The 4,629-nt window shown below is 39.7% G+C and carries 5 protein-coding genes; 4 read left to right on the top strand and 1 reads right to left on the bottom strand.

The genetic code is table 11. The annotated features are described in order from the left end of the window. A partial coding sequence (locus ACKPEB_RS20065; RefSeq protein WP_408966762.1) for a gas vesicle protein GvpG occupies positions 1–253 on the top strand: 253 nt, incomplete at its 5' end. Positions 254–456: 203 nt separating this feature from the next. Here the strand turns inward: ACKPEB_RS20065 and ACKPEB_RS20060 are convergent. After that, the gene (locus ACKPEB_RS20060; RefSeq protein ID WP_408966761.1) at positions 457–774 is read right to left on the bottom strand and encodes a gas vesicle protein; all 318 of its coding nucleotides are present in this window, start codon (positions 772–774) and stop codon (positions 457–459) included. A 139-nt stretch (positions 775–913) separates the two neighbouring features. On the opposite strand from ACKPEB_RS20060, the gene ACKPEB_RS20055 reads away from it, so the two are divergent. The 3 genes from ACKPEB_RS20055 to ACKPEB_RS20045 form a co-directional block, all read left to right on the top strand. Then, positions 914–1,597, top strand: a complete 684-nt coding sequence (locus ACKPEB_RS20055; protein ID WP_408966760.1) for a GvpL/GvpF family gas vesicle protein — start codon at positions 914–916, stop codon at positions 1,595–1,597. A 12-nt stretch (positions 1,598–1,609) separates the two neighbouring features. Then, positions 1,610–3,511, top strand: coding sequence for an ArsA family ATPase (locus ACKPEB_RS20050; protein WP_408966759.1), 1,902 nt, complete (start codon positions 1,610–1,612; stop codon positions 3,509–3,511). Between the two features lie 83 nt (positions 3,512–3,594). After that, positions 3,595–4,629: ATP-binding protein (locus ACKPEB_RS20045; protein ID WP_408966758.1), on the top strand; the 1,035-nt coding region annotated here is incomplete at its 3' end.

Genomic DNA, 4,629 nt, shown 5'->3' with positions numbered 1-4,629 from the left:
AGTGTCAATTATGTTTCTTGATCTTTTATGCTTTCCTGTTACCGGGCCTATTGGTGGTTTGATGTGGATTGGAGAGAAAATTCAAGAGCGTGCAAATACCGAATATGATGAGACTGAAAATTTGCACAAATTATTATTATCATTACAACTAGCTTATGATATGGGCAACATTTCTGAGGAAGAGTTTGAAGTTCAGGAAGAAGAACTTTTATTAAAAATTCAGGCTTTAGAGGAAGAGTCAGTAGAGGACTAGGCTGAATGTCTTGATCCCCTTTATGAGTAGAAAAAGATAAAAATTATTGTTGAATTAAAATCCTACTCTTGCGTTTTCATAATCTAATCGATTGATACAAGCTAGAGGTAGGATTATTTTGTTTCTATCATGATTCTAAAAAAGCGGGTTTGACAAGGTGAAGAATTAAAGAAATTCTCATCTTTAACCCGCAGGCTTCAGTTTTAATATTCCAGGTAAAAAGCTTGGAAATTAGAAGACTGAGCAATCGGTTTAGAAGGATGAAGCATTTTAGGTATACTGGGATTAGCTTGGCGTAAATCTTGAATACTCTGTTCTGTACTGTCGATTTGATGATTGAGAACCGTGAGACGATTTTTTAACTGTTGAATTCGCTGTTCCATCAAGTTTAATTCTTTTTGGATCCGTTGTTTTTCTGTAATCAACTTATACAATTCAAGTTGCTGAGATGCTTCAGATTTATTCCGAGGCATGGTGCTAATTTTAGGTTTTATCGGGCCTTTAACACGATTGTTTGTCATAAGATTTCCTAGATAGTTTATAATATTATAGCTGAGAATTAGGTATCATACATGGTTTTCTTAAAAAAACTAAAACATAAATTTAATTTTCTACTACAAAGATTTGTAAAAAATCTAAAATTTTCATTTGGTAAGCTTTATGAAATTGTATAATCTATATACTTACGCTTTTTTAAAAACCCCAACAGAGAGCTTAAAATTACCTGTTGGAATTGCTCATCCAGTGTTACTGATAACTGCTGGTGATCTCTCAGCCATAGTCGAACCCGAAGTTTGTTTAGACACTTTACAAAATGATGATGAATGCTTGATTCAAGCCGTTTTATGCCATGATCGGGTAATCTGCGAATTATTTCAGCAAACGACGATTTTACCCTTACGTTTTGGCACATCTTTTTTAGAGGCAGAAAATTTACTAACCCATCTGCTTTTTAATGCCCAAGAATATCAAGAAAAAATTGAAGAACTTGAGGGAAAAGGCGAATATCTTTTAAAATGTATTCCACGTAAACTAGAGGAGCCTGTCTTCTGTTCTGAAAGCCGGGGAAGACAATATTTTTTAGCTAAAAAACAGCACTATGAAGCCCAACAAGACTTTTATATTCTGCAAGGTTCAGAATGGCAAAATTTCGTTCATGTAGTCACCCAAAACTATCCATCAACGATTATTGTTCCTTCTCCTGGGGCAGAATCACGAATTTATCTTTTAGTCAATTTTCAAGAGGAACCTTTACTAATTGAGCAAGTCCTGCATTGGCAGAAAGCTTGCCCCCGTTGGGAATTACAATTAGGGCAAGTTTCTCCACCCTATCACTTTACTTAACTGAATTTCTCTATGACTAACCTTAACTTGGTAAACCATTTTCTAAGTCGTTATGACAGCCGACATTTAGTCATGTTTAGTGGCAAAGGAGGAGTTGGAAAAACCACTCTTTCCTGTGGATTTGCCCGCCGTTGGGCTCAATTATTTCCTGATGAACAAATCCTATTAATCTCAACTGATCCAGCCCATTCTTTAGGGGATGTCTTACAAACTCAAGTCAGTGATGAAGCCCTACCCCTAGAAGACTTACCTAACTTAAAAGTTAGGGCATTAGATGCGGGAAAATTACTCTTAGAATTTAAAGCCAAATACGGAAAATTTTTAGAACTTTTAGTAGAACGCGGGAGCTTTGTTGAAGGAGAAGATTTAACTCCCGTTTGGGATTTAGACTGGCCCGGTTTAGATGAAATTATGGGGCTATTAGAAATTCAACGATTGCTCAACGAAAATATTGTAGATCGAATTGTCGTTGATATGGCGCCCTCCGGTCATACCTTAAATTTATTAGGAATTAAAGACTTTTTAGAGATTATTTTAAATTCTTTAGAATTATTTCAAGAAAAACATCGCGTTATTTCTCAGACCTTCTCAAAAACTTACAATGCTGATGATGTGGATGACTTCTTGGTCAACATGAAATCAGAATTAACCGAAGGAAAACAACTTCTGCAAGATGCCAATTTTACCCTGTGTTTAATCGTGGCAATTGCTGAACCGATGAGTTTACTAGAAACCGAACGATTACTCAATAGTTTGCATCACTTAAATATTCCCTGCGGCAGCTTATTTATTAATCGCATTTTAACTAATCCTAATCAAAATTTAGATCGCTATAGTGAGCAACAGCAACTCCTCGATAAATTTCTAAAAATTCCAGGTCAAGACGCAATTTTCACCCTTCCTCAACAATCAACAGAACCCCTGGGAGGTGAAGCGTTAGATCAGATCATCAGTCAAATTCAACTGCTCGAAAAAGTAGAATTTATTCCCCCACCTCCCATTCAATGGCCACAAAAAATTCTTCCGAGTTTTAGTGATTTTATCGATGACAAACGCCAACTCATTATCATTGGTGGTAAGGGGGGTGTCGGAAAAACAACCGTTGCCGCTGCCATTGGTTGGGCGTTAGCGAATCGTCATCCTGACCAAAACATTAGAATTATTTCTATTGATCCAGCCCATTCTTTAGGAGATGCCTTTGGGGAAAAATTAGGACATCAACCCATACAATTAACCGCCAATTTAAGTGGTCAAGAAGTCGATGCCGATATCGTTTTAGAAAAATTTCGGGATGATTATTTGTGGGAACTGGCAGAAATGATTAGTGGCGAAGGCAAAGAAGATGGAAGCATCAAACTAGCTTATACTCCCGAAGCTTGGCGACAAATTGTCGCTCAATCCCTACCCGGAATTGATGAAATGTTATCGTTAGTAACGGTGATGGATTTATTAGACCAGAAACAACAAGATCTGATTATTTTAGATACGGCTCCTACAGGTCACCTCCTGCGTTTTTTAGAAATGCCTACGGCTTTAGGGGATTGGTTAGCTTGGATTTTTAAGCTGTGGATGAAGTATCAAAATGTATTAGGGCGTTTAGATTTAATGGGACGATTGCGAAGCTTAAGACAACAAGTGATGCAAGCCCAGAAAAAATTAAAAGATCCCCAACATACCGAATTTATAGGGGTTCTGCAAGCCCAAGATGCCATTGTTGCCGAACAAGTTCGATTAACAGCATCTTTGAAAAAAATGGGAGTCTATCAACGTTATGTTGTGCAGAACCGTTATCACCCTAACGAGGAAATTGATCGAGATTTATTCCCAGATCAAACTCTGATTCGCTTACCTAGTTTACCTCGGTCAGTAGAACCTGCTTTACGGGTGAAAGGCGCAGCAGATCTTTTATTTTAAAGGTATCTTAGTTTTAAAGGTTAAACTCCTTAACTCCATCCATCCCCCAGTCCCTATCCTTCAATTGATTCAGGAGAAATTTTATGACAGAGTTATTCAAAGGTTTTGAGCAATTAGTCGAACTGGCTAAAACCTTAGAAGAAAAACTTGAAAAAGGAGAAATTAAAACTGAAGTGCAGTTCAGTTCTCGTCCCTTGAGTAGTATTCCCCGTGCTGGTGGGATTCCCCGTCCAGGGGGCATTTCCCGTCCGAGCAATTCTGGTGGGGGTGATTTTGAGGTCAATCGTAATCGCTCATCTTCTCCCTCAGATTCAGGATTTGAAGACTCTATGACACCGCCAGAAGAACCAACGACCGCTTCCCTTAAAGATGTTGGTGGATTGACAGAAGTTCTCAAAGAACTCAAAGAACTGATTGCTATTCCTCTAAAACGCCCGGACTTGTTAGCAAAATTAGGGCTTGAACCCACTCGCGGCGTTCTCTTAGTCGGCCCACCAGGAACAGGTAAAACCTTAACCGCCCGCGCCCTGGCTGAAGAACTCGGCGTTAACTATATTGCGTTAGTCGGGCCAGAAGTGATGAGCAAATATTATGGGGAAGCCGAGCAACGACTGCGGGGAATTTTTGAGAAAGCCAGTAAAAATGCCCCTTGTATTGTTTTTATTGACGAAATTGACAGCATGGCTCCCGACCGCAGCAAAGTTGAAGGGGAAGTGGAAAAACGACTGGTTGCCCAATTGCTGAGTTTAATGGATGGTTTTGCCCAAACTCAAGGGGTGATTGTTCTAGCTGCGACGAACCGCCCCGACCATCTTGACCCCGCCTTACGTCGCCCCGGACGGTTTGACCGAGAAGTCCTCTTTCGGGTTCCTGACCGCAATGGACGTTTAGAAATCCTGCAAATTCTCACCCGTTCGATGCCTTTAGATCAATCAGTTTCCTTAGAATTAATTGCAGATAACGCGGTGGGATTTGTGGGGGCTGATTTAAAAGCCGTTTGTCAGAAAGCCGCCTATAGTGCGTTGCGCCGTCAGGTTCCCACCCTGGATGCCCAAATTCCAGAAGTCATGACGGTCATCCAAGCCGACTTTTTGCAAGCCCTTAAAGAAGTTAAACCC

Source organism: Planktothrix sp., assembly GCF_046067725.1.
Classification (GTDB): domain Bacteria; phylum Cyanobacteriota; class Cyanobacteriia; order Cyanobacteriales; family Microcoleaceae; genus Planktothrix.
This window is presented reverse-complemented; position numbering and strand designations above follow the sequence as displayed.

Bases quoted from the DNA above. Each gene is read 5' to 3' on its own strand.
- ACKPEB_RS20060 (WP_408966761.1), bottom strand. From the start codon at position 774: ATGACAAACAATCGTGTTAAAGGCCCGATAAAACCTAAAATTAGCACC.
- ACKPEB_RS20050 (WP_408966759.1), top strand. From the start codon at position 1,610: ATGACTAACCTTAACTTGGTAAACCATTTTCTAAGTCGTTATGACAGC.
- ACKPEB_RS20055 (WP_408966760.1), top strand. From the start codon at position 914: ATGAAATTGTATAATCTATATACTTACGCTTTTTTAAAAACCCCAACA.